Origin of the sequence: Rhizomicrobium sp. (assembly GCA_037200985.1) — a bacterium.
In the GTDB taxonomy this organism is placed as follows: Bacteria; Pseudomonadota; Alphaproteobacteria; order Micropepsales; family Micropepsaceae; genus Rhizomicrobium.
Window position 1 is genome coordinate 1,521,135 of the sequence record JBBCGJ010000001.1, and the last position, 20,018, is coordinate 1,541,152.

A 20,018-nucleotide genomic window follows, 5' to 3' on the forward strand; every position below is an offset into this window, starting at 1 on the left:
ACCCTTACGGGCTGGGAGGCTGCCTTGCCAAGGGCCGGGCGGGTCCGCCGCGCCTGCCCCGAAGCAATCGGGGCATTGAAAACGCAACGGCAGAACATAGCTCCTTGCCGGGGGATCGCGGGGATCCGTCCCGTGGCTCGCCGGGAGGGCCGGCAGAGGGGGCAAGCCGTTGACGCAGAACGCGACCCTCGCCCCGGTCGGCGAGGAAGGCCCGGCGCCTCTCCTGGACTTGCGGCACGTCAACAAGACGTTCTCGCGCGGCAAGAACGCGTGGCGGGCGCTGAAAGATATCAGTTTCGCCCTCCGTCCCGGGGAGTCCGTGGCGCTGATCGGCGCGAACGGCGCGGGAAAGACGACGCTGATCCGGTTGATCGGAGGTGTCCTGGCTCCCGACGCGGGAACCATTTCGATCGATGGCAGATCGCTGCGGGGATATTCGTCGATCGCCCAGGGCGTCGGCGTGGTGGCCGAGGGCGCGCGCGATCTCTACGGCAATCTCACCGTGCTCGAGAACATGGAATATTTCGGAATGCTGCGTGGGATGAAGAAGCGCCGGCAGCGGGCAACCGACATCTGCGCGGCGCTCGGCCTTGCCGGAGAGTCCGGGAAGCTCGTGCGCCTCCTGTCGCGCGGCAACCGGCAGAAAGCGGCCATCGCCGCGACGCTGCTGTTTTCGCCCGCGCTGTTGATCATGGACGAGCCGACCTTGGGCATGGACCAGGAGGCGACGCGGCTTTTCGCGGAAACGATCGTCAAGCTCAAGACCATGGGACCTACGCTCCTGCTGGCAACGCACCAGCTGGAAATCGCGGATGAATTGTGCGACCGCGTTCTCGTGCTGAATTCCGGCGAGCTGCGCTATGACGGCCCCATCCGCGTCGCACCCCAGGAGGGCGCGCGCGTCGTGGAATACGAGATCCTTCTCGCCCGGCCCTTCGCGGGCGCGACCGGCGATTTCGACGCCGCCGTCAAGGGGCAGCGGATCGCGATATCCTGCACGCCGGAGCGGCTCTACGACTTTCTGCGCACGATCGCGCCGGCGGAGATCGTGGCGGTGGAGCAATTGTCCTCAGGGACGAAGAACATCTTCCGGCGATATGGAGGCGACCCTGGTCGCTAAGATCGCCTTCGCCGAACTCTACAGAGCATGGCTTCTTGCGAGCCGCGAAAAGACGCAGTTCCTGCTCGGCTGCGCGATCCTTTTCATTTTCTATTTCGGCTACCATGCAGGCGCCACGTTCTTCGCACACGCGGCGCCGAGTTATCGGAATACGGCGACGGCCTATTTGTCCTGGATGCTCGTCGTGAACGGAATGACATATACCTCGTCCGAAATCGAACGCGACATCACACAAGGGACGTTCTTCCGGGTGATGTCGCTCTGTGGCGGCAACGTCACGAACACCATAGCCGTGCGGACGGTTATCGGCTTCGCGCATAGCCTGATTCTATATGCAATATTCTCAGCGATATTCTGGGCCGCGGGGTTGGCGCCGCGCGTTCTGAGCCCGGACGCGGACACGCTCATCATACTTGTCCATGCCGCGCTGGTCGGCGCGGGCCTGGGGCTGGCGGCGAGCGGGCTGGCGCAGGTCGCGCGTCCCGTTCAGGTGTATCTTCTCCCGCTTCACCTGGTGGTGCTGGTTTCTTCCCTGCTGCAGTTCGGCGGCTCCGGATCGTCCTTGCTTGTCGACCTGCTGCCGCTCGGCGCCGCGCCGGCAAGCCCGTCCGGAGAGATCGCGTTCAACGCACTGCATGCAGCCATCCATGCCGCCGGCTATCTGGGGCTCGGCTCGGCGTTCCTGGCCTGGTCCGTGCGATATTCGCGCCGCCATGGATCGGCGCTCCAGGTCTGACGTTTCAAAATGCGCGCCGGGCGTGCTTGCCTATCCGAGCCCGTGTCGGCTATCCCGTGGATATCGTGCCGGCTTAGCTCAGTTGGTAGAGCACCTGATTTGTAATCAGGGGGTCACAGGTTCGAGTCCTGTAGCCGGCACCATATTTGATGGCGGGCGGGCGAGGTAGCCGCCACGCCAACCCGGCTTTGCCCGCCCGCATGGGTATTACGAAACCCGATCGATCTGCGTGATCCTGCGGGCGTGGCGCGCTTCTCCGGGAAACGGCGCCGCGAGCCAGCGCGTGACGGCGTCCTTGGCCTGGTCGAGGCTAAGAAACCGAAGGCCGAGGGAGAGCGCATTCGCGTTGTTGTGCTCGCGCGTCGACGCGAGAATATCCAGATGCTTGCCGGACGCGTCCACCTGGCTGTTCCCGGGGTCGCCATAATAGAGCGCGCAGCGAACGCCCTTGAACCTGTTCGCCACGATGGCTTCGCCCTGTCCCGACGCCCCGGCGACGATGGCGCGGCTGTCTTTTCCCGCGGCGACGTCGTCCGAAAGTTTTCTGGCGGCGACGGCAATGATCTCCGGGTAGTCGTCCTGCGGATCGTCTACCAGCGCACCGCAGTCTTCGACGTTGTATTTGAGGCGATCGCGGATATATTCGACGAGCTTGTTCTTGGCTTCAAATCCGGCGTGGTCCGAGGCGAAATAGACTTTCATGGCGATATCGCAGCATCCTAAAGCCGGGTGTTTTTCACAGCTTTCGGAGAAATTTCCAAGTGTGCCTTCGCGCACATGCATGGACCGAACGCCCGGCGAAATATGCGAAGATTGTGCGCCGCCGCCGGCCGAAGTGGTCTATGGTCGCGCATGACTCGCGAGACCGCCTATATCGTGCAAGCTTTCGTCGCCGGCCGGGGCACGGGGTTGAAGGCCGAAAAGGCCGTTCCCTGCAAATCGGGCGAGGCGGCGCGCCGGATGGCCGAGCGCATGGCGGCGTCCAAGCTCGGCGTCGTCGCGTTCTCCACCGCCGGAGACCCCGAGACCGGCGACTATGACGAGCAGCCGACGATCCTCTTCAAGGCGGGCCGCCTTTCGCCGCAGTTCGAAGACTAGCGGCCGGCGCTGAAACTTTCGTTCGACGTGCGCGTTGTTCGTTCGCCTGGGTTGGTGGCAGCAAGGGCTCTGGCAGCGTCTCTGGCAGGAAACGCGGCAAGGACCGCGGCATGCTTTGCCCACGCCGGATGCCTCCATGGCCGTCATACTCATCGTCGAAGACGAAGTGTTCACGCGCGAAATCGCCGAGATGATGATCCGCGACTGGGGTCACGTAACCCTGTCGGCCGGCGACATGGACGAGGCGCTGTTCCATCTGCGGTCGCCCCGGCACATCGACGCGATGTTCACCGACATCTACCTCAAATCGACGATCCTCGGCGGCTGCAACCTGGCGCGGGAGGCGATAAAGCTGCGGCCGATGCTGCGCATCCTCTACACGACCGGAAATTTCGTCACCGAGCAGATGAAGGCGCTGTTCGTCGAGGGCATGGGCTGCCTGAGCAAGCCCTACACGGAGCAGCAGCTCCGGGGATCGTTCGCGCACCTGCTCGCGGTCTGACGGAGCGACGAGGGACCATGCCCGTATCCGACATTGCCGCGAGCGACATCGTCGAGACCGTGCCGAGCGCGCTGCTCGTGCTCGACCGCAACCTGAACATCACCTCGGCCAATCGCGCATTCTATCAGACCTTCCGCACCAGCGCCGACGAGACCGAGGGCTGCCTCATCTACAATCTCGGAAACCGGCAATGGGACATTCCCGCGTTGCGCACGCTCCTGGAGAGCGTGATCCCCCACCGCGCCTCGGTCGAGGGGTTCGAGGTCGAGCACGATTTCCCGACCATCGGCCAGCGCACCATGCTGGTCAACGCGCGCAAGATCTACCGGCCGGGCGAGCATGACGGCTTCATCCTGCTCGCCATCGAGGACGTGAGCGAGGAGCGCGCGGCGCGCAAGGAGAGCAACCGCAACTGGCAATTGACGCAGAGCATCGTCGACACGATCCGCGACCCGCTCGTCGTGCTCGAAACCGACATGACGATCGTGACGGCGAGCAAGGCGTTCCTGACGATGTTCGGCATCACCCAGGCCGAGGCGCATGGCCGGCGCATCTCCGAGCTCGGCCAGCATCAATGGGACGTGCCGGCGCTGCGCCATCTGATGGAAAAGGTGCTTCCCGAAAACAAGCCGATCGAGAATTTCGAGATCGAGGACGACTTCCCGGGCCTGGGCCTGCGCGTCTTCAACCTGAACGCCCGGAAGATCTCGCAGCCGGGAAACCACGCGCATCGCATGCTCCTGGTGTTCGAGGACATCACCGACCGCAAGCAGCGCGAGCGCGACGCGCAGATGCTGACCAACGAGATTTCCCACCGCATCAAGAACAATTTGCAGATCGTGGTCGGCCTGATCTCCTACGAGGCCAAATGGACGGCGGCGCCGTGCCTGCCGGGCTATATGGCGATGCAGGCGCGCATCGGCGCCATCGCCCAGCTCTACGACCTGATATCCCAATCGAGCCGCGGCCGCACCGTCGCCGTCGACGCCTATCTGACGGAGATCGCCAAGGCGATGGCCGCGAGCCTGGGGGCGGATTCGGGGATCGCGATAAAGGTGGAGGCCGAGCCGCTGGAGATCGATCCGGATCGCGCGGTGCCCTTCGGCCTTCTGGTCAACGAGCTGGCGACGAACGCCATCAAGCACGCCTTCCCCGGCGGGGCGGGACGGATCCTGCTGGCGGTCGAACGGATCGGCGACGAAATCGAGCTGACCGTCGCCGATGACGGCATCGGCATGAAGCAGAAGGCCGTGGCGAAGATCCCGGAGAAGCGCGGGGCCGACTATGTGGCCATCTTCGTCCGCCAGCTTCACGGGCGCCTTGCCGTGTCGGGCCCAGAGCAACCCGGGACCGCCATCACGATCCGCCTTCCGCTGCTTCTCGTTCCTTCCGGCGGGGCCGAGCCCATCGCCGCGTAGAGGTCAGACGGCCGATTGGCCGCCGTCGACGCGCAGGATCTGGCCGGTCGTGTAGCCGCCGCGCATCAGATAAAGATAAGCCTCGACCACCTCGCCCGGCTCGCCGATGCGGGCGATCGGCAGGCGCTCCGTCATGTGCTTGAAGCGCGCTTCGCGCTGCTCGGGCGGGATCGAATTCCAGATGTCGGTGCGGATGGCGCCGGGGCATACGGCGTTGACCCTGACCGGCGCGAGCTCGACCGCCAGCGCCTGCGTCAGATGCTCGACAGCGCCCGCCATGGCGGAGACCACCGCCGCGCCCTTGCGCGGACGATGCGCGATCATGCCGTCGGTCAGGGTGATCGAGCCGCCGGCGCGGATATTCCCGGCGGCGTGCTTGATGGCGGCGATGGCGCCCCAGAAGCGCACCGCGAACAGGCTCGCCGCGCCCGCGATGTCGACCTGCCCGACCGGCGCGCCGCCGAAGCCGCCCCAGTCGCCGGCGGTGTGCACGAGATGGTCGAACGCGCCGACCGTCTTGAAGAATTCGGCGACGCTCGCTTCATGCCGGACGTCGATCGCCTGGGCCTTCAGGTCCGGCAGTTTCGCGCGCGCGGCCGCGACCTTCTCGGCGCTGCTCGATCCGACGACGACATAGGCGCCTTCCGCCAAGGCGCGCTCCGCCACCGCAAAGCCGATGCCCGACGTTCCGCCGATCACGACGACGCGCTGGTCCCGCAAGGTCATGCGTTTTTTCTCCACTGGCTGGCGGCCGAGACTAGAACCGTTTCAGGGGGGATTGAATCGGATAAAAACCGTCATCGCCCGTCCCACGCTTCGCCAGGACCATGCGGGCGAGCCAATTCGGCCGCGAGGAAAATGGATTGCCCCAATGAGGGTTTTGGATATCCGACAAACGCATCAGCGGCGATGCGGCCGGACGGGCGCGCCCTGGGCTTTCGCCTCGGTCAGGAGACCGGCGCAGTTGGCGTCCTTCTCCAATCCCGGATCGACGAAGGGAAGGATGGCGGCGGGAGGAAACAGGAACCCCAGCGCGACCGCGATGCCGCCCTGCAGCGCCAGGGGCCCGGCCTCGATGCCGATATGGGGATGCGCCAGGGGGCCGTCGATCCGGATCGGCGCGTGCAGCCGGCCGATGCGGAATTCCTTGGGCTTGCCCTGCAGGGTCATGGCGAGGGTCTCGTTTCGCAGGTCGATCGCGCCCTTGCCTTCGATGCGCACGGGATCGGTGTCGAACACGAAGCGCGGCGCGGTCATGACGCCGTTGCGCGTCTCGAAATGCGCCACGGCGCAGCGCAGATTCGTGGTCCGGCGGCCGCCGACCAGAAGCGCGTTGAGCAGATCGATGCCGGTCAGCTCGGCGAGCTTTTCGTTGAAATTGCCCTGGGGCACGACGAGCGTCACCGGCCCGTTCGCGCTGGCCGCGACTTTCTGCACGCTGTTGCCGGCGCCTTCGAGACGGGCACGCGCTTCGAGCAATCCGGTCGCGGCGGGCGCGTCGCCGCCGCCGAGGAATTGCTGGATCTTGATGTCGGTGACGCGGGCATCGACGCTCGTCACCGGCACGGCGTTGCGCGCATCGATCCGCAGCGTGCCGCCGAGCCTGCCATAGGCGAACTGGAACGACAGCGGCTTGAGGACCAGCACGGAATTCCTGAGCGCGACATGGGTGTGCACGCCGCGCAGCGGGAAGTCGCGGCTGCGGATGGTCTGCGCGTCGTAATCGACATCGGCGTCCATCTGGCGCAGGCGGTCGACATGCAGCGGCAGGTCGGGCAGCAGCCGGCCGGTCGCGATCGCCTGGCGCGACTGGCCGCCGAACAGGGCGCCGAGGTCCTTGAAGTCGAGCACCTTGGAGGTCGCGGCGCCCGACACATACGGCTTGGCGCCGGAGGCATCGACCGTCACCGAGCCGCGAAGGTCGGAAGAGCCGACCACGCCGGAGAAGTCGCGGAACCGGTAAAGCGCGCCGTCGCGCGTCAGCGTGCCCGACACGCGATAGGCCGCGGTCTGCGGCATGGCGAGGCCCGTCAGGTCGTAAAGCTGGGACAGGTTCGCGCCGGAGATCGTCGTCGCCGCGGTGAACTGGCCGAGATGGAACGGATGGGTGATCGTGCCGGCCACCACGACATGGGTGGCGCCGGCGCGGACGTCGGCCTGAAAGGCGTAAGGCTTGTTCAGGTCGACATTGATCAGCGGGCCGCCATGGACCTGTGCCGTGAAGGCGTTGCCGTTGAGCGATCCGTCGCCCATGAGCTCGAACGCGCTGCCGCCGCCGCCGGCGGTCTCGCGCGAGGACACCCGGCCGGTGAATGCCAGCTTGCGCACGCGGTCGTCGATCCGGATGTGCCCGTCCTGAACGATGAAGCGCCGGATCGGCGGGATGTTCCAGCCGGTATTGCCGCCGCCGAACTCCCAATTGGTCACGCCGTCGGCGCGGCGGACCACCACGATGTCCGGCTTGTCGAACCGCACCAGCGGCAGAATCGTATTGCCGAACAGAAGCGGCAGAAGCCGCACGCTGAACGCCAGATGCGCGATGTCGGCCGCCTGCCTGGTGCCGGCCCAATCCGGGTTGGCGACCTTCAGACCGAACACGGAGACGCTGGGCGTGAAGCTGAAGAGATGGACGTCGAGATTGCCGTCGATTCGCACCGGGCGGCCCAGACGCGCCGAGGCGTAGCGCGCCACCGGTCCGCGCATCGTGTTCCAGTCGAGGAAATAGAGCCAAAGCACGGCGGCGGCGAGCAGCGCGATCACGAGACCCGCGGCCCAGCTTGCGACGCGCAGCCCCGTCCAGGGGCCCAGCCACAGCGTGCGCCGCGCCCAGACGCCGAGGCGCGCCAATGAGACACGAACCTCCCGACCCGCCGCTTTCCAGCGCGAATCCGTTGCCGGAACCATAGCCATGTTCAAAACCTCCATAGCTTGAACGCATGCGCGGCGTTTGGGCTGCCGGTTGCAACATCCGGGGTTCCGGCGCGTTGTTCCCCCGATGCCGGGAACCGCGTTCGAGCCCTATTGGAAATTCCTGCAGAGCGTCGTCGAAGGCTTCTTCGACGACGGCGCGGTAACGCGCGGCGCGGCCATCGCCTTCTATGGCGCGACCGCCATCGCCCCGACCCTATACATTGCCGTGGCGGTCGCCAGCCTGGGTTTCGGCCAGGACGCCGCCCGCACCGCCATCATCCAGCATTTCAGCCTGGTGCTGGGACACGAAAGCCAGCAGGTGCTCCTGCTCGCCATCCGCAACGCGCCCGGCACCTCGACCGGCCTGCTCGGCAGCATCATCGGCCTGGTGACCCTGGTCGTCACCGCGTCCGGAGTGTTCGGCGAGATGGAGGATGCGCTGAACGTCATCTGGCGCGCACCGCGCAAGGGGCCGGTCCTGATGCGCCTGTTGCGGGGACGGGCCGTCAGCCTGTGCCTCGTCATCGGCCTCGGCTTTCTGCTGCTGATCTCGATGGTGCTGACCGCCGGAATCACGGCGATGGGAAAATACATAGACGATCACACGGCCTTCAGCGGCCTGGCGCTCGCGCTGCTCAATTTCGGCATCTCGACGGTTTTGACCTCTCTGCTGTTCGCGGCGATATATAAAGTCGTGCCCAACAAGGACCTGCAATGGCGCGACGTCGGCGTCGGCGCCGTCGGCACCGCGCTGCTGTTCCAACTGGGACAATTCCTGCTGGGCTACTATTTCGGCAGCACCGGACTCGAGGCGCCTTATGGCGCGTGGGGCGGCCTGATCGTCATGCTGATCTGGGTGTATTACTCGGCGCAGGTCTTCCTGCTGGGCGCGGAGTTCACCAAGGTCTATGCCTGCCGCTTCGGCAGCCTGCAGGATGTCGCGTGCCAGCCGGCGGGCTCGCCGATGGCGCGAGCGGCCTAGAGACCCAGCACGTTCGCGCCGAGATCGTAGGGCGCCGCCTTGAAGGACGCCGCCGCGTGCCGCGCCGCCGCCAGGTCGTCGGCATTGAGCTGCGTCTGCAAGGCTTCGAGCCGTGCCTTGGATTCGGCATCGCCCTGTCGGCCGGCGACCGCGTACCATTTGTAGGCGTTGAGCAGGCTTTGCGGCACGCCCTCGCCCCGCTCGTACAGGATCGCGAGGTCGAATTCGGAATCGACATAGCCGTAGCCGGCGGCGCGCGAGAACCAGCGCGCGGCTTCCGCCGGATTCTTCGCCGTGCCGCGGCCCTGCGCATAGGCGACGGCGAGATCGTGCATCGCCTTGCGATTGCCCTGGAGCGCCGCCGCCTCGTACCAGTGCAGCGCGCGACGGTCGTCGCGCGCCGTGCCGGTGCCGTTCGCGTAGAGCCGCGCGAGGCGATATTGCGCGACCGGCTGGCCATGCACCGCCGCCAGCGCGATCCAGTGAAACGCCTGGGCCGCGTCCGGCCGCCCGTCCTCGAGATAGCGCAGCCCCACCGTCAGTTCCGCCGCGGCGTCGCCGGCCTCGGCGCGCGCCGTCAGACGGTCCAGCGGCGTCGCGGCCGTTGCGATGCGCGCGACCGGCGCGGGCGCCGCATGGTGCCGGATCGCGTCGCGCCGTCCGTCGCTCAGTCCCTTGCTGAAAGCGACGCCGGCGCCGGCGGCGAAGATCGTCAGCACGATGAGGCTGCCGAGAAAATAGCGGGTCAGGCCGAAGCGGACCCGCGACGCCTTTTTCCGTTTCTGGAGTTCGGCGGCCGCCTCGGCCGCCGCCGTCGCGGCGGCGACGGATTTGCGCACTTCGGTCAGGTAGGATTTCGGCGGTTCCGGCACGGCGCCGGGCTCGGCTTCGTCGGCCGGCGGCGCCGGATCCTCGGGCGGCGTCTCGACCGGTGCGGGCTCGACGGCCTCGGGCGCGTTCGTTTCGGCGCCGCCCTGATTTTCGGCCAGCGCCGCGCGCGCGACGCCTTCGACGGTCTGAAGACGCAGCATCGCCTCATTCAGGCTCGTGCGCAATTCGTTGCCCGCCGCCTTGGCCTTGGCTTCCGCCGCATCGGTGCGCGCCTTCAGTTCCGCGACGGTCGCTTCCAGCGCCTTGACGGTTTCCTCCGCCGCGGCGACCGCGGCGCGCGCGGTCTTTTCGACCTGGTCCTGGCGCGCTTCCATGGCCATCATCTGCCGCTCGAACACGCGCAGGCGCCGTTCGAGCCATGCATCGGGCGTGCGCGGCGCGTCCTTCGGCTCGGCGTCCTCGGCCGGCTTGGCGTCGAGCAACTGCGCTAGGTCGCCGCGGCGGACCAGTCTTTGGCGCGGCAGCGCATCGCCCGGCGGCGGCGGCGCGGCTTCGCCCGCTTCCGCGGCGGTTGCGTCGATCGCGTTCGCTTCAACGTTTTGCATGGCCGTCTCACCGATGACGGCGCCACAGTGGCAGCGGCCTCTTACCAAAGCGGCAAGCAGATCGTTCGGTTTTGAGCTATCGTGACTATACCGCGTCACGCGTGCGCGCGCTCGAATGGAACTTTTCCGAACGCGGCGTCGCGATTTGACACAGGCGGACTATTCGGCCGGGCTCGCGACGGCGGCGGGCAGCGGACGCGGCCGATTGACGACGCGCATCAGCGTGACGATCGCGGCGATCGTGACGCCATAGGCCGCGAGCTGCAGACCGTCGGGCTGATCGGTGTAGCCGACCAGCGTGTGCAGCAGCCGGCCCGCGATGCTGCCGTCGGAGAGCAGCCATGAGGTGTCCCAGAGCGGCATCATCCAGAACTGCAGATAGCCGGCATTCTGCAGGAACAGCACCGCCTGCGACGCCATGCCGGCGGCGAGCAGCGTGATCAGCCAGCCGGTCACCGCGAACAGGCGATGCGCCGGAATGGCGAGGAGACCGAAATACATCAGCGCGGAGACCGCCGCGCCGGCCGCGAGCCCGAGCGTGCCGCCGGCCAGCATCGCGCTCATCGACGTGCCGCCCTGCGCGGCGATGCCGTAGAGAAAGAGCACGACCTCCGAGCCTTCGCGCAGCACGGCGACGCCGACCACGATCGCCATCGCCGTCAGCGTGCGCTTGCCGGCCGACACTTCGGCGCCCATGACGCGCATCTCGCGCGCCATCTGCTTGCCGTGCCCCGCCATCCAGACATTGTGCCAGGTGAGCATCGCGACGGCGACGAGCAGGACCGCGGCGTTGAACAGTTCCTGTCCGCTGCCCTCGAACAGCGCCGCCAGCTCGCCCGCGAAGGCCGCGACGAGACAGGCACCGAGGACGCCGCCGCCGATGCCGGCCGCGACCCACAATCCGCGCCGCGCCACGCCCCGCGTCGCCGCCAGAACGATGCCGACGATCAGGCCCGCTTCGATGACCTCGCGGAACACGATGATGAGGCTGGACAGCATCGCCTACTCCGCGATCACGACGCCCTGCGCCGTCTCCGAATGATATTCGCCCATGAAGGGATAGCGGCCCGGCGCCAGCGGCCGCAGGCGGATATTGCCGGAGCTGTGGCCGGCGACGACCTTCTCGACCTTCAGCGACGTCGAGTCGAATTCCTCGGCCGCGTCGTCATTGTTGGTGAGCGCGATGACGTTCGGCACGCCGGCCTTCACATGAATGGTCGCCGGCGTGAAGCGATGATTTTTCAAGGATACCGGAATCGGATTGTCGGCGAAGGCCGGTCCGGCCAGAAGAGCCAGGGCCGCGGCCAGAAGCAGTGTCTTTTTCGGCATCGCAAATTCCATCGATTTGCGGGACTGTAATCGCAACTCATTCGCAAGTATAGCGCCCGGACGCCGCAGCGCTGGTTAACCATAGGTTGAGAGAAACATAGTTGCTCAACCGCGCTGTCCCAACGAATGATTCGCGGACGCGTGTTGATTTCGGCGTGCGTCCCTCCCCACGCGGCCTGCCGCGGCGTCCGTTCCACCGTCTCCGCGACAGGCACTTCCATGACAAAGGAAGACGTCCGTGCGTTGCCGCTTGCGCCTGGCGCGGGCCCGCGGGCGCGCGCCGCGGCCGACATCTCCGAGGAACAGGCCGCGCGACTGGCGGACGAGGCCGCCAACGGACTGGCGCGGGCGATGCCGGAGCTGTCGGCGCATGTCGTGATCACGCGGGCGCAGATCGTCGCGTTCCTGCTCGTCTTCGCGGGTTGCGGCATCTTCGCCGCGGCGGCGCCGCATGCGGCATGGGAAGCGCTGGTCTCGTTCCTGTCCCTGGCCTTCATCGCCGGCACGTTTTTCCGCACCGTTCTCGCGACGATCGCGCCCCGGCCGCGGAGCGAGCCCGCGGCCGCCGACGATGCCGCCCTGCCCCTCTACACGATCCTGGTGCCGCTCTATCGCGAGGCCAATGTGCTGCCGCGGCTGGCGCGCGCGCTGCTGCTCATCGACTATCCGCACGACAAGCTCGACATCAAGATCATCGTCGAGGCGGATGACGAGGAAACGGCGGCGGCCGCAGCGGCGCTCGAAGGACGCGGTCCGTTCGAGATCGTCCGCGTGCCGCAGGGCCTGCCGCGCACCAAGCCGCGCGCCTGCAACTATGCCCTGAATTTCGCGCGGGGCGCGTTCACCGTCATCTACGACGCCGAGGACCGGCCGGAGCGCGACCAGCTGCGCAAGGCGGTCGCGGCGTTCCGCGCGCGGGCGGCGAACATCGCCTGCCTGCAGGCGCGGCTCAACTTCTACAACGCGACGGACAATGTGCTGACCCGCCTGTTCGCGCTCGATTATGCGGTCTGGTACGAGGTGATGCTGCCGGCGCTGGACCGCCTCGGCGTGCCGATGCCGCTGGGCGGCACCTCCAACCATTTCCGCACCTCGGTGCTGCGCGCGCTGGGCGGCTGGGATTCGTTCAACGTGACGGAGGACGCCGACCTCGGCATCCGCATCGCGCAGCTCGGCATGCGGGTCTCGATGATCGATTCCATGACCTTCGAGGAGGCGCCGACCCTGACCGGCGTATGGCTGCGCCAGCGCTCGCGCTGGATGAAGGGCTATATGCAGACCTGGCTGGTCCATACGCGGCGGCCCCTGGCGCTGGCGCGGCGCGCCGGGCTCGGCGGGTTCGCCGCCTTCCATCTCTTCATCGGCGGTTCGGTCGCGGCATCGCTGGCCGCGCCGCTGCTGTGGCTGGTCTTCGTCCTGTCGCTGGCGTTCGGGGGCGGCGACGGCGCGGGGATTTCGCTGGCGGCGCTGGCCGGCGGCAATTTGCTGCTCACCGTCCTCGCAATGGCGAGCCCGATCCGGCGCGGCTGGCAGGACCTGTCGCCCTATGGGCTCGGCATGACGCTCTATTGGGCGATGATCTCCGTCGCGGCCTGGCGCGGGCTCGGCCAGCTCATCCGGCGGCCGTTCTATTGGGAGAAGACGGCGCATGGCCTGAGCCGGCAGGCGCGATGAGGCCGGCGCGGGGCGTCGCGGCGGCGGCACTGGCGGTCCTGCTGTCGGTCGCGGCGGCGCAGGGCGGTGCCTGGACCTTGCGGCGGGGACATTGGCAGGTGTTCACCGCGACCACGCAGAGCAGCGCCGGCACGGGCTTCGACGCCAAAGGCCACGCCAGTGTACCGACGCGCTTCAACAAGCTGCTCGTGCAGAACTGCCTCGAATACGGGCTGACCGATTACCTGACGCTGTTCGCGACGCCCGACTATGTGCTGGCGCATGTGCGGCCGACGGCGCTGGCGCCGGAGCGCGTCCGCAACACGTCCTTCGAGGGCGGCGCGCGGCTCCTGCTCGACGGGCGTCACGGCAAGCTGTCGCTGCAGGGTTCGTACAAGACGGCCGGCGCGTTCGACCTGTCGGTGTCGGCGCCGGACCGCGCCTCGGGCCGGCAGATCGAGCTTCGCCTGCTCTACGGCACGAGCTTCAGGCTGCTCGGGCGCGACGGGTTCGTGGACCTCCAGGCCGGCCAGCGCTGGATCGCGGCGCCCCGGCCCAACGAGACGCCGGTCGATCTCACGGTGGGGCTGTGGATCACCCGGAATTGGATGGTGATGGCGCAGAGCTTCAACATCGTCAGCGCGGGCGACGCGGTGCCGCCCTACACCTATTACCGAAGCCACAAGATCGAACTGTCGCTGGTGCAGAAGCTGTCGCGGCACTGGTCGCTGCAGGTCGGCGCGTTCTATTCGCCGGCGGGGCAGAATGCGCTGGTCGAGCGCGGCGTGCAGGTGTCGCTGTGGACGCAGGATTAGCGGCGACGAGCGGCGGACTTCCCCCTCCGTCACGCTCGCTTCGCTCGCGTGCCACCTCCCCCGCTCCGCGGGGGAGGAACTCACTCCGCCGCCTGTTGAAACTCCAGGGCGTCGAAGCTGGCGGCCGGGGCGGCGCCGTTGGGCTTGCTCTTCAGACGGGCGATGATCTGGTCGCGCGACTGGATGCGGCCGTGATCCGATGCGGTCACGGCGTGCCATTCGATCATCCGCTCCCACACCGGATCGATCAGCGCCGCGCCGGACATCGTCGCGCCGTCGACCGTCCTGATCGTGAAGCTGCGCAGTTCCGAGATCGCCGTCGCCAGATAAGCGACGTGGACCGCCTCGTCGGTGCGGATGCGCTCGACCAGATCGGCGGCATGGCTCGCCGCGGGGCGGCGATCGGCGAAATTGGCCGGATCGCGCATGACGGTCTGGCAGAAGGCGAAGAAGCTTTCCGCCTTCACCTCGATCATCAGGACGTTCATCAGGAGCAGGATCCAGTCCTCGTATTCCTTCGGAACCTGCGGCATGCGCCGGTCGCTCTCGGGACGGGCGATGCTCGCGGGCACCTCGGGGATCGGATAGGCGCGCCTGCCGAACAGCGCGTCGCGCACGGCGAACCACATATCGTCGTGACCGCCGATGCCGAGCGATTTCCGGCCGCCCTCGTCATAGCCATGCGCCGCCAGCAGCCCCTTGTTGAGATGGCCGAGCGCGGTTTCCGCGATGGGCTCGACGACGATGGCCTGGAAGTCCGGCGCCACGGCCTGCGCCAGCATGCCACCGCGCGCCTCGATGATGCCGGTGATGGTGAGCGAATTCCACAGCGTCTCGCCGAAGCCGTGGCCGAGGAGGAATTTCTGCTGCTCGACCGTCGGATAGGGGCCGCGCTTCAGGAGGCGCAGCGAGGCGTCGATCACCGGAAAGCCGCGCCGGCCGAGCTGCGCGTCCCAGGCCTTCACCGCCGGCCAGCGGTGCAGCGTGCGCGGCGAGATGTAGTTTCCCCGCGCGTCGAAGCCGCCATGCAGGCGATAGCCGGCCTCGATCTGCGGCCGCGCGAAATCGTGATCGGCCATGATCTCGTCGCGCGTGTAGATGAGCTGGACCATGGCATTCCTCCGTATACGGACCGTCGGCGCGGCCTTCGGACTGATAGTTTGTCAGGTCTGCGGCGCTGTCAACGCCGGGAGGTTACGCGGCGGACAGGTTCCCGACACGTTTCGCAATAAAACGTCAATCCGTTGAAGGACTTGCAACACCCCGGACAAACTCTCGCGATCCTTGAGGACGAGTTTGGCGACGAGCGGAGGCCGTGCGCGGCATTCGTCCCACCCCAAGGAGAACAGCATGAAAAAGAGAATCGTGTTCGCGGTCGCGTTCGGGGCCGCGGTCGGGCTCGGCATCGGCGCGGCCTTCGCGGGCGAGCCGGGATATTACGTTTCGGGCGAAGGCGGCATCTCGCTGCTGCCCGACCTGCATCTGAGCGACACGGCGGGCGGCACGCGAGAGACCGGCTTCGGCACCGGCTTCGCGGCCGGCGGCGCGGTCGGCTACGACACCGGCGACGGCATCCGCATCGAACTGGACTCGCTCTATCAGCACAGCGACGTCGCGCGCCTGAACGGCGCGCCGGCCTTGGGCCATCTGTCGTCGACCAGCATCATGGCGAACGCGACGTACGATGTGATCCAACTCGGACCGGTGACGCCCTATGTCGGGCTCGGCGTCGGCGTGGAGAGCGTCGGCGGCACGGTGAACGGATTGTCGGGCCGCGACTGGCAGCCGGCCTATCAGGCGGAAGCGGGACTGCGCACCGAGATCAACGACATGGCGTCGCTGTTCACCGAATACCGCTTCACCCAGAGCGAATCCGCGCGGCTCACCGACGCCGCCGACAGCGCGCATCTGCACTTCTCCGACCATGCGCTGCTGGCGGGGGTGAGTTTCAAGATCAACTGACGGTTCCACCGGGGGACCCTGGGATGGGGTCTCCCGGCGGGAGCGGGGGTGGGATTCCGAAGGCACACGAACGGCGACGAACTTGCGCGATATAACCTCTCCCGCTTGCGGGAGAGGTCGGCGAGCGGAGCGAGCCGGGTGAGGGCTTGCGCGGGACTGCATTTCCCCTCACCAGCAAAGCTAAGCACTTAGCTCCGCAAGTGCTCCGCTAAGCGCAAGCTTTTGCGTCCTCTCCCGCAAGCGGGAGAGGGAGTCACGGCTTCAGCGCCTTCACGAGGAAGCGGGTCAGGTTGTCGAGGACTTCGGCGCGGGGGCGCTGGCTGCGGCCGCCTTCGCTCGCGACCTGGTGGATCGCGCCCAGGATCGCCTGGCCGACGATCTCCGGATTGTAGGTCGTGCAGGCGTGGCCGGTGCGCTGCGCCTCGCGCACGATCTCGCCCCAGTCGAAACCCCAGCGCACGAGAAGCGGCGTCGCCTGCGCGCCCTCGGCGTCGATCACCAGCTCGTCGGTCATCGCGGCGGCGAGCACGCCGGGATGCTCGGCGGAATATTCGTAGACCGCCTTCAGGTTCGCCGCGATCGTGTTCTCCAGCGAACGGTCCGCCGGCTGGCGCGCGATCATGTAGCGATGCAACTCCTCGCGCGCGTCGTCCACGAAGGCGAGGAAGCACGCCTTCTTGTCGGGATAGTGCAGATAGAAGGTGCCGTGGCCGAGCCCCGCCTCGCGCGCGATGTCCTGCGGGCGGGTGGCGTGGTAGCCGCGCTCCACGAACAGCTTGCGCGCGGCGCGCTTCAGCTTGGCGAGGCTTTCGGGCTTACGCCGTACCGGTCTTGTGTCGCCTTGCGCGGCGGCCAGAGTCGCTTGATCCATGCCACACAATCCCTCGCGTTTACACCTTAAGTCAATCTTCCGCGTTTCGCGGGGCTTTTGCGCCGCGCTAGGATAAGGCGAATTCGCAGGAGAACACGATGCGCAAGACCTGGCTCGGACTCGCGTCGGCCGCGGCCCTTCTGGCCATGGCGACGACCCCGTCGCTCTCGATGGGCGGCGGTGGGGGCGGCGGCTATAGCGGCGGCACCAACGAGCCGGCGATGAGCGACTACGCGGTCGCGGTGCGACTCATCAAGCACGAGAAATACGCCGAGGCGATTCCGCATCTGCTGATCGCGCTCGCCGACCGGCCGGACGATGCCGATATCCTGAACTATCTGGGCTACACCAAGCGCATGACGGGCGATTTCCCCGCCTCGCTCGACTACTACAAGCGGGCGCTGGCGCTGAAACCCGAGCACAAGGGCGCGCACGAATATCTCGGCGAGCTGTATCTGCAGATGCACGATCCGGCGTCGGCGCAGAAGGAACTCGACACGCTGGCGAGCCTGTGCCCCGAGGGCTGCGAGGAGCGCGAGACGCTGACCAAGGCGATCGCGGCCTATGTGCCGCCGGCGGCGAACAACTGAAGCTAACCCTCTCCTTGAGGGAGGGTCGAAAAATTCGAAGCGCAGCGGAGAATTTTTCGGGGAGGGGTCCGCCGCCGGTGGAAGTCCCCTCCCCGTCCATACGCTGTCGCTATGGACTTTGCTGCGCAAATTCTACCCGCCCTCAAGGGGAGGGTAGGAGTTACGCCGCTTTCTTGTCCTGCAGCGCGCGCCACACCCGTTCGGGCGTCGCGGGCATGTCGATGTGGAGGATGTCCAGCGCGTCGGCGATGGCGCTCATCACCGCGGGCAGCGCGCCGACCGTGCCGGCTTCGCCGCAGCCCTTGGCGCCCAAGGGATTGGTCACGCAAGGGATCTCCTCGTATTTGAAATCGATGTCCGGCATGTCGGAGGCGCGGGGCATCGCATAGTCGGAGAAGCTCGCGGTCAGGAGCTGGCCCGAGCTCTCGTCATAGACGATGTTCTCGAGCAGCGCCTGGCCGAGGCCCTGGACGATGCCGCCATGGACCTGGCCGGCCACCAGCATCGGATTGATGATGCGACCGAAATCGTCGAGCACGTGATAGCTCGCGACCGCGGTGTGGCCGGTGTCGGGATCGACCTCGACCTCGCAGACATGGCAGCCGTTCGGGAAGGTGGGCGCCTGGCCCTGATAGAGGCCGTCGCTATCGAGGCCGTTCTCGAAGCCGGGCAGCTTTTCGCGCTTGAGCGTGACGGCGAGCTCGCCGACGCTGATGCTCTGGCCGGTGCCGGCCACCGCGAAGGTGCCGATACCTTCGACCACTTCGAAGCCGACCTCGTTGCCGCCGGCCTGGAGCACCTGCCCCGCCGCGACCTTGCCCTTCTTGATCACCTCGTCCGACGAAACCAGAAGCGCGCCGCCCGACATGTTGAGGGAGCGCGAGCCGCCGGTGCCGCCGCCATTCACCCAAGTTGTATCCCCTTGCTTCACCGTGATGGATTCGAACGGCACGCCGAGCTTCTCGGCGACGAGCTGGGCGAAGGAGGTCTCGTGGCCCTGCCCGTTCGACTGGGTGCCGCAATAGAGCTCGACGCCGCCATTCTCGGTGAACTTGATGGCGGCGGGCTCCTGGCCGGCGGCGCCGGTGATCTCGACGTAATAGGCGAAGCCGAAACCGCGCAGCCTGCCGCGCCTGGCGCTTTCCGCCTTGCGGGCGGCAAAGCCCTGCCGGTCGGCGCGCTTGAGGCCCTCGACCAGCAGGCGCGGATAGTCGCCGGAATCGTATTTGATGCCCCAGGGATTGGCGTAGGGCAGTTCGTCCGGGGACGGAAGATTGCGCTTGCGGATTTCGACTTTGTCGATGCCGGTCTCAGCCGCCGCGGCGTCCATCAGCCGCTCCATCAGATAGGCCGCTTCGGGGCGGCCGGCGCCGCGATAGGCGTCGACCGGCGCGGTGTTGGAATAGTAGCCCTTGATGTTGGTGAATGCTTTGGGGATGCGGTAGACGCCGCCGAAGATGCGGCTGCCGGCCAGCGTCGGGATGAACGGCGCGTAGACGGAGAGATAGCCGCCCATATTCGCGGTGCCGGTGAAGCGCAGGGCGAGAATCTTGCCGTCCTTGTCGAGCGCGAGCTCGCCGGTGGTGATCATGTCGCGGCCGTGGTCGTCGGCGAGGAAGCTCTCGGTGCGCTCGGCGGACCAGCGGACGGGGCGGCCCACCTTGCGGGCGCCGATCAGGACGGCGGGCTGTTCGGGATAGAGGAAGCCCTTCATGCCGAAGCCGCCGCCGACATCCTTGGTGATGACGCGCAGCTTCTCGACCGGCACGCCGAGGATGCGGGTCGCCAGCGCGCCGCGGATGTTCGCCGCGCCCTGCGAGGTGACGTAGAGCGTGTAGGCGTCGGCCGCCGCATCGTAGAGGCCGATGGCGTTGCGGGTTTCCATCGGCATGGCGCTGACGCGGTTCTGCACGACCTTCAGCGAGACGGTGTGCGCGGCGCCCGCGAAGGCGGCGGCGGTGCCGGCCTCGTCGCCGTCGGCCCAGTCGAAGCTTTCATTGCCGGGCGCGCTTTCCCATATCTGCGGGCCGGTGGGCGCGGCGCCGAGCGTGCCGGAGGCGTCGAGCGGCTGGTATTCCACGGCGACAAGTTCGGCGGCGTCTTTCGCCTGGGCGTAGGTCTCGGCGATCACCAGGGCGATCGCTTCGCCGATGAAGGTGACGCGGTCGGATGCGAGCACGGTCTTGGGCGAGGTGCGGGTCGATGAGCCGTCGCGGTTCTTGACCGGCGCCATCAGCGGCATCGGCTGGACGCCATAGGCCAAGAAATCGGCATGGGTGAGGACGTCGACGACGCCGGGGGCTTTTTTCGCAGCCGAGACGTCGACCGAGAGTATCTTCGCGTGGCCGTGCGGGCTGCGATGGAAGCAGGCGAAGGCTTCGTTGTCGAACCGAAGATCGTCCGTGTACTGACCCTGCCCGGTGACGAAGCGGATGTCCTCGGTGCGTTTGACGGATTGGCCGACGCCGAATTTCATCTGTGCGGTTCTCCAAACCGTTTCCTCCCCCGCTGTTGCGGGAGAGGTGCCGAGCGCAGCGAGGCGGAGGGGGCCTGTGCGGGGCGGCAGCCCCCTCCGTCACGGCTTCGCTGCGCTACG

19 protein-coding genes and 1 tRNA gene are annotated in these 20,018 nt (G+C 67.2%); 11 read left to right on the forward strand and 9 right to left on the reverse strand.

Annotated features, from left to right (window positions below; all coding sequences use genetic code 11):
• The first annotated feature begins 169 nt into the window (after positions 1 to 169).
• The 3 genes from WDN01_07410 (at position 170) to WDN01_07420 (ending at position 1,999) form a co-directional block, all read left to right on the forward strand.
• Positions 170 to 1,120 carry an ABC transporter ATP-binding protein gene (locus tag WDN01_07410; GenBank protein MEJ0025838.1) on the forward strand — a complete coding sequence of 317 codons (951 nt, stop codon included), beginning with the start codon at positions 170 to 172 and terminating at the stop codon, positions 1,118 to 1,120.
• Positions 1,098 to 1,856: a hypothetical protein gene (locus WDN01_07415; protein MEJ0025839.1), complete on the forward strand. Its 759-nt coding sequence runs from the start codon at positions 1,098 to 1,100 to the stop codon at positions 1,854 to 1,856. Before WDN01_07410 ends, WDN01_07415 begins: the two co-directional genes overlap by 23 nt.
• Positions 1,857 to 1,923: 67 nt before the next feature.
• Positions 1,924 to 1,999: transfer RNA gene (locus WDN01_07420), tRNA-Thr, on the forward strand.
• A 64-nt stretch (positions 2,000 to 2,063) separates the two neighbouring features.
• Here WDN01_07420 and WDN01_07425 read toward each other — a convergent pair.
• Positions 2,064 to 2,558, reverse strand: coding sequence for an RpiB/LacA/LacB family sugar-phosphate isomerase (locus WDN01_07425; GenBank protein ID MEJ0025840.1), 495 nt, complete (start codon positions 2,556 to 2,558; stop codon positions 2,064 to 2,066).
• Positions 2,559 to 2,708: 150 nt separating this feature from the next.
• Between WDN01_07425 and WDN01_07430 the strand changes: the two genes are divergently transcribed.
• From WDN01_07430 to WDN01_07440, 3 genes are all read left to right on the forward strand, one after another.
• Positions 2,709 to 2,954, forward strand: coding sequence for a hypothetical protein (locus tag WDN01_07430; GenBank protein MEJ0025841.1), 246 nt, complete (start codon positions 2,709 to 2,711; stop codon positions 2,952 to 2,954).
• Between the two features lie 136 nt (positions 2,955 to 3,090).
• Positions 3,091 to 3,456, forward strand: a complete 366-nt coding sequence (locus tag WDN01_07435; GenBank protein MEJ0025842.1) for a response regulator — start codon at positions 3,091 to 3,093, stop codon at positions 3,454 to 3,456.
• A 17-nt stretch (positions 3,457 to 3,473) separates the two neighbouring features.
• On the forward strand, positions 3,474 to 4,874 hold the full coding sequence (locus WDN01_07440) for a PAS domain-containing protein (protein ID MEJ0025843.1): 1,401 nt from the start codon (positions 3,474 to 3,476) through the stop codon (positions 4,872 to 4,874).
• Between the two features lie 3 nt (positions 4,875 to 4,877).
• Here WDN01_07440 and WDN01_07445 read toward each other — a convergent pair whose 3' ends face one another.
• Together WDN01_07445 and WDN01_07450 are read right to left on the reverse strand one after the other, a co-directional pair.
• On the reverse strand, positions 4,878 to 5,600 hold the full coding sequence (locus WDN01_07445; GenBank protein MEJ0025844.1) for an SDR family oxidoreductase: 723 nt from the start codon (positions 5,598 to 5,600) through the stop codon (positions 4,878 to 4,880).
• Between the two features lie 174 nt (positions 5,601 to 5,774).
• A complete protein-coding gene (locus WDN01_07450) occupies positions 5,775 to 7,784 on the reverse strand; it encodes an AsmA family protein (protein MEJ0025845.1) in 2,010 nt (669 codons plus the stop codon).
• Positions 7,785 to 7,869: 85 nt separating this feature from the next.
• Between WDN01_07450 and WDN01_07455 the strand changes: the two genes are divergently transcribed.
• On the forward strand, positions 7,870 to 8,766 hold the full coding sequence (locus WDN01_07455; GenBank protein MEJ0025846.1) for a YihY/virulence factor BrkB family protein: 897 nt from the start codon (positions 7,870 to 7,872) through the stop codon (positions 8,764 to 8,766).
• Here WDN01_07455 and WDN01_07460 read toward each other — a convergent pair.
• The 3 genes from WDN01_07460 to WDN01_07470 all read right to left on the reverse strand — a co-directional run bounded on the left by WDN01_07460 (position 8,763) and on the right by WDN01_07470 (position 11,531).
• Positions 8,763 to 10,202, reverse strand: coding sequence for a tetratricopeptide repeat protein (locus tag WDN01_07460; protein ID MEJ0025847.1), 1,440 nt, complete (start codon positions 10,200 to 10,202; stop codon positions 8,763 to 8,765). The genes WDN01_07455 and WDN01_07460 overlap by 4 nt on opposite strands.
• Positions 10,203 to 10,361: 159 nt before the next feature.
• Positions 10,362 to 11,201, reverse strand: coding sequence for an FTR1 family protein (locus tag WDN01_07465; GenBank protein ID MEJ0025848.1), 840 nt, complete (start codon positions 11,199 to 11,201; stop codon positions 10,362 to 10,364).
• Between the two features lie 3 nt (positions 11,202 to 11,204).
• Entirely contained in the window at positions 11,205 to 11,531 is a 327-nt protein-coding gene (locus tag WDN01_07470) for a cupredoxin domain-containing protein (protein ID MEJ0025849.1), read from the reverse strand.
• A 219-nt stretch (positions 11,532 to 11,750) separates the two neighbouring features.
• Here WDN01_07470 and WDN01_07475 point away from each other — a divergent pair, with 219 nt between their 5' ends.
• Together WDN01_07475 and WDN01_07480 are read left to right on the forward strand one after the other, a co-directional pair.
• Complete coding sequence (locus WDN01_07475) at positions 11,751 to 13,205, forward strand: glycosyltransferase (protein MEJ0025850.1); 1,455 nt, start codon at positions 11,751 to 11,753, stop codon at positions 13,203 to 13,205.
• The gene (locus WDN01_07480; protein ID MEJ0025851.1) at positions 13,202 to 13,999 is read left to right on the forward strand and encodes a hypothetical protein; all 798 of its coding nucleotides are present in this window, start codon (positions 13,202 to 13,204) and stop codon (positions 13,997 to 13,999) included. The genes WDN01_07475 and WDN01_07480 overlap by 4 nt, the downstream gene beginning before the upstream one ends.
• Positions 14,000 to 14,079: 80 nt before the next feature.
• Here WDN01_07480 and WDN01_07485 read toward each other — a convergent pair whose 3' ends face one another.
• Positions 14,080 to 15,111, reverse strand: coding sequence for a hypothetical protein (locus WDN01_07485; protein ID MEJ0025852.1), 1,032 nt, complete (start codon positions 15,109 to 15,111; stop codon positions 14,080 to 14,082).
• A gap of 238 nt (positions 15,112 to 15,349) precedes the next feature.
• Here WDN01_07485 and WDN01_07490 point away from each other — a divergent pair, with 238 nt between their 5' ends.
• Positions 15,350 to 15,961, forward strand: coding sequence for an outer membrane beta-barrel protein (locus WDN01_07490; GenBank protein MEJ0025853.1), 612 nt, complete (start codon positions 15,350 to 15,352; stop codon positions 15,959 to 15,961).
• Positions 15,962 to 16,214: 253 nt separating this feature from the next.
• On the opposite strand, the gene WDN01_07495 is transcribed toward WDN01_07490, so the two are convergent.
• Positions 16,215 to 16,832, reverse strand: coding sequence for a TetR/AcrR family transcriptional regulator (locus WDN01_07495; GenBank protein MEJ0025854.1), 618 nt, complete (start codon positions 16,830 to 16,832; stop codon positions 16,215 to 16,217).
• 98 nt (positions 16,833 to 16,930) lie between these two features.
• Between WDN01_07495 and WDN01_07500 the strand changes: the two genes are divergently transcribed.
• Complete coding sequence (locus WDN01_07500) at positions 16,931 to 17,422, forward strand: tetratricopeptide repeat protein (protein MEJ0025855.1); 492 nt, start codon at positions 16,931 to 16,933, stop codon at positions 17,420 to 17,422.
• Between the two features lie 160 nt (positions 17,423 to 17,582).
• Here WDN01_07500 and WDN01_07505 read toward each other — a convergent pair whose 3' ends face one another.
• Positions 17,583 to 19,898, reverse strand: coding sequence for a xanthine dehydrogenase family protein molybdopterin-binding subunit (locus WDN01_07505; protein ID MEJ0025856.1), 2,316 nt, complete (start codon positions 19,896 to 19,898; stop codon positions 17,583 to 17,585).
• Between the last annotated feature and the right edge of the window lie 120 nt (positions 19,899 to 20,018).

Bases quoted from the DNA above. Each gene is read 5' to 3' on its own strand.
- WDN01_07415 (MEJ0025839.1), top strand. From the start codon at position 1,098: ATGGAGGCGACCCTGGTCGCTAAGATCGCCTTCGCCGAACTCTACAGA.
- WDN01_07425 (MEJ0025840.1), bottom strand. From the start codon at position 2,558: ATGAAAGTCTATTTCGCCTCGGACCACGCCGGATTTGAAGCCAAGAAC.
- WDN01_07430 (MEJ0025841.1), top strand. From the start codon at position 2,709: ATGACTCGCGAGACCGCCTATATCGTGCAAGCTTTCGTCGCCGGCCGG.
- WDN01_07435 (MEJ0025842.1), top strand. From the start codon at position 3,091: ATGGCCGTCATACTCATCGTCGAAGACGAAGTGTTCACGCGCGAAATC.
- WDN01_07440 (MEJ0025843.1), top strand. From the start codon at position 3,474: ATGCCCGTATCCGACATTGCCGCGAGCGACATCGTCGAGACCGTGCCG.
- WDN01_07445 (MEJ0025844.1), bottom strand. From the start codon at position 5,600: ATGACCTTGCGGGACCAGCGCGTCGTCGTGATCGGCGGAACGTCGGGC.
- WDN01_07450 (MEJ0025845.1), bottom strand. From the start codon at position 7,784: ATGGCTATGGTTCCGGCAACGGATTCGCGCTGGAAAGCGGCGGGTCGG.
- WDN01_07455 (MEJ0025846.1), top strand. From the start codon at position 7,870: ATGCCGGGAACCGCGTTCGAGCCCTATTGGAAATTCCTGCAGAGCGTC.
- WDN01_07460 (MEJ0025847.1), bottom strand. From the start codon at position 10,202: ATGCAAAACGTTGAAGCGAACGCGATCGACGCAACCGCCGCGGAAGCG.
- WDN01_07465 (MEJ0025848.1), bottom strand. From the start codon at position 11,201: ATGCTGTCCAGCCTCATCATCGTGTTCCGCGAGGTCATCGAAGCGGGC.
- WDN01_07470 (MEJ0025849.1), bottom strand. From the start codon at position 11,531: ATGCCGAAAAAGACACTGCTTCTGGCCGCGGCCCTGGCTCTTCTGGCC.
- WDN01_07475 (MEJ0025850.1), top strand. From the start codon at position 11,751: ATGACAAAGGAAGACGTCCGTGCGTTGCCGCTTGCGCCTGGCGCGGGC.
- WDN01_07480 (MEJ0025851.1), top strand. From the start codon at position 13,202: ATGAGGCCGGCGCGGGGCGTCGCGGCGGCGGCACTGGCGGTCCTGCTG.
- WDN01_07485 (MEJ0025852.1), bottom strand. From the start codon at position 15,111: ATGGTCCAGCTCATCTACACGCGCGACGAGATCATGGCCGATCACGAT.
- WDN01_07490 (MEJ0025853.1), top strand. From the start codon at position 15,350: ATGAAAAAGAGAATCGTGTTCGCGGTCGCGTTCGGGGCCGCGGTCGGG.
- WDN01_07495 (MEJ0025854.1), bottom strand. From the start codon at position 16,832: ATGGATCAAGCGACTCTGGCCGCCGCGCAAGGCGACACAAGACCGGTA.
- WDN01_07500 (MEJ0025855.1), top strand. From the start codon at position 16,931: ATGCGCAAGACCTGGCTCGGACTCGCGTCGGCCGCGGCCCTTCTGGCC.
- WDN01_07505 (MEJ0025856.1), bottom strand. From the start codon at position 19,898: ATGAAATTCGGCGTCGGCCAATCCGTCAAACGCACCGAGGACATCCGC.